Genomic DNA, 2,471 nt, shown 5'->3' on the forward strand with positions numbered 1-2,471 from the left:
AAAAGATATACCATATCTCAGACTCATTATATCAGTCTGAGTTTCGGTAAATTGAGACGAATTTGTGATTTTATTGCATCGACATTTGGACGAAAAACCAGTTGAAAGACTTCTTGCTGTGAATCAGCTGCGATAAAGGGCTTTATTTCATACCCCTCAAAGAAGAGTTCAGCCCTAGCCTGACAGATATTTCTCACACCCTCATTAAAAGCGAGATTGTCTCTTGCTAGCATTTCTGCATTTGCCAGTGTCCAGTCGAGAGTTAACCATTGTCGATAGCAACTTTCTGCCAGTCTTTGAGCAGGGGACGATGTTTTTGTATTACTTTTACAGGATAACTGGCTATCACAAGCGAAAGTCTGATTTAGAGCGATAACGGCGGTGACAAGAATGGGAGCAATGAACGGTGTATATTTCATAAAAAACTCCCAATAATAAAGTGAGACTGGTATTGACCAAGTGACTAAATAATAACATTAAAATGCTTGCGCACAAGCATTTTAATGTTAAGGATATCCTGGCAATTATTGATTAATAATTTTAACTTCTCGTTGTGGGAAGGGAATTTCGATATCGTTTTGTTTCAGAATATCCCAAATCATCAACAGTAGGTCAGCACCAACCCTGTTGGGACCATCATCAATGCCTTGCATCCAGAATTCGACCAGAATATCTATGCCAGAGTCAGCAAAGCCTTTTATTTCGGCGTCTGGTCTTTCTTCAATAGGTATATCCTCACCACTCATCACTTGTGGATGACTTCCCACTGTTTCTCGAACCAGTTCAAAGAGCTGGTGTAAATCTGTTTTATAGGCAACCTGAAACTCCAATGAGTAGCGTTGTTTGGTATTTTTGTGTGTCCAATTGGTGAAGCTGGTCGTAATAAATTGTTCGTTGGGCACCATGATGTCTTTGCCGTCATAGGTTTCTAAGGTCGTTGAACGCATATTGAGTTCACGTATGGTGCCACAGCGACCATCTTCCATCTCAACAAAGTCACCCACGCTCAGGGAGCGGTCCAATAGAAGAATGATACCGGAGATAAAATTGGATGCGATGGCCTGAAGTCCAAACCCTAGACCAACACCAAGCGCACCGCCGAACACGGCCAATGCGGTCAAATTAATGCCCATGATTTGAAGTAACAGTAAAAAGACGACAAAGAAGAGTCCTACTTGAAATAACTTTGCAAACACCTCCCTTGTACCAATATCCAAATCATGCTGATTGCGAATGATTTGCTGACCGGCACTGTTGGAAAGTCGACCTAACCAAAATAAAACCGAACCAAAGATGAGAACTCTGGCTACGCCATAAGCAGAGATTTTAAAGTTGCCGATCTGCAGTGAGATTGTTTCAAGGTAAGCGACAACTTCATCCAGCCAGCCAAATACGTGCAAAACAGCAATAGGCAAAATGAACCATAAAGCGAGTTTTCTAAAAAGCTGTTTCTCAACGAACCGGGTGATAATGGTGTAAAGCATAAAAATGACGGCAAGGCTCAAGCTGAGTTTAACCAGCCAGGCTTGACCAATCACAGCTTGACTGATGTCAGCGGCTACAGACATTGATAACACCAGCATAAGTGGCAGAATGAGTTCTCTCAGTCTGAATATACCTTGACGAATTTGAAGAATAGGCCCTTCCGTTGGCCTTTCTCTGAGAAGAGGGGACAGATTGCGAAGGAAACGATTCACTGACAAGCCAATGAGCAGAGCCAGTATGATTAATCCAATTTGTGAATAAAATTTTGGACTACTTAACCAATGCATTAATTGACTCAGAAATTGTTCGATCAGACTTTGGTAGTGTTCGATATCCATGGTGTACCTTTCTATTTATCTCGGACACAATGTATTTGACTGATTTTCATATGGCAACTATTTAGACCCTGAACTTTATTGGATTCCGTCAGTCAGCAAGTGGAAACCATCAACAGGGATAAAATATGAACGCAGGATTTGGTTTAAAACATCGGGTTGTGTTTATCACTGGCGCTAATAGAGGAATAGGTAGAGTTATCGCAGAGACGCTACTCGATTATGGTGTTGAAAAAGTCTACCTTGCGGTAAGAGATTTGAGTTCGGTAGATGATTTTGAAATGCGTTATGCTGATCGCGTCACACCTATATTTCTCGATCTTAATCAACCTAATTCAATTTATGCTGCAGCAGCAAACGCACAGGATGTGGATGTTGTTATCAATAATGCAGGTATTTTAAATAAAGCCGCTATTTTAGACCCAGCCGCCATTGAGTCCTTACAGAATGAATTTGATATCAATGTATTTGGCTTGTTGAGAATGGCACAAGCATTTGCTCCGTTATTAAAGAACAACGGTGGTGGTGCATTTGTTCAACTCAACTCAATTGCATCACTAAGAAGTGTGCCAGCTTTTGCGACATACGCGGCATCTAAAGCCGCCGCATACTCTCTAACTCAAGCCATTAGGCACGAGCTGGGTCAGCAAG

Annotated in this window: 3 protein-coding genes; 1 reads left to right on the top strand and 2 read right to left on the bottom strand. The window is 41.6% G+C overall.

What is annotated here, in order from left to right:
- Nucleotides 1-26: 26 nt before the first annotated feature.
- Nucleotides 27-419, bottom strand: coding sequence for a hypothetical protein (locus tag B4K20_RS02115; protein WP_289281725.1), 393 nt, complete (start codon nucleotides 417-419; stop codon nucleotides 27-29).
- Between the two features lie 105 nt (nucleotides 420-524).
- Complete coding sequence (locus tag B4K20_RS02120; protein ID WP_286304855.1) at nucleotides 525-1,823, bottom strand: mechanosensitive ion channel family protein; 1,299 nt, start codon at nucleotides 1,821-1,823, stop codon at nucleotides 525-527.
- 125 nt (nucleotides 1,824-1,948) lie between these two features.
- On the opposite strand from B4K20_RS02120, the gene B4K20_RS02125 reads away from it, so the two are divergent.
- A partial coding sequence (locus B4K20_RS02125) for an SDR family NAD(P)-dependent oxidoreductase (RefSeq protein ID WP_289281726.1) occupies nucleotides 1,949-2,471 on the top strand: 523 nt, incomplete at its 3' end.

It is taken from the genome of Methylophaga sp. UBA5088, from assembly GCF_002414625.1.
GTDB lineage: Bacteria > Pseudomonadota > Gammaproteobacteria > Nitrosococcales > Methylophagaceae > Methylophaga > Methylophaga marina.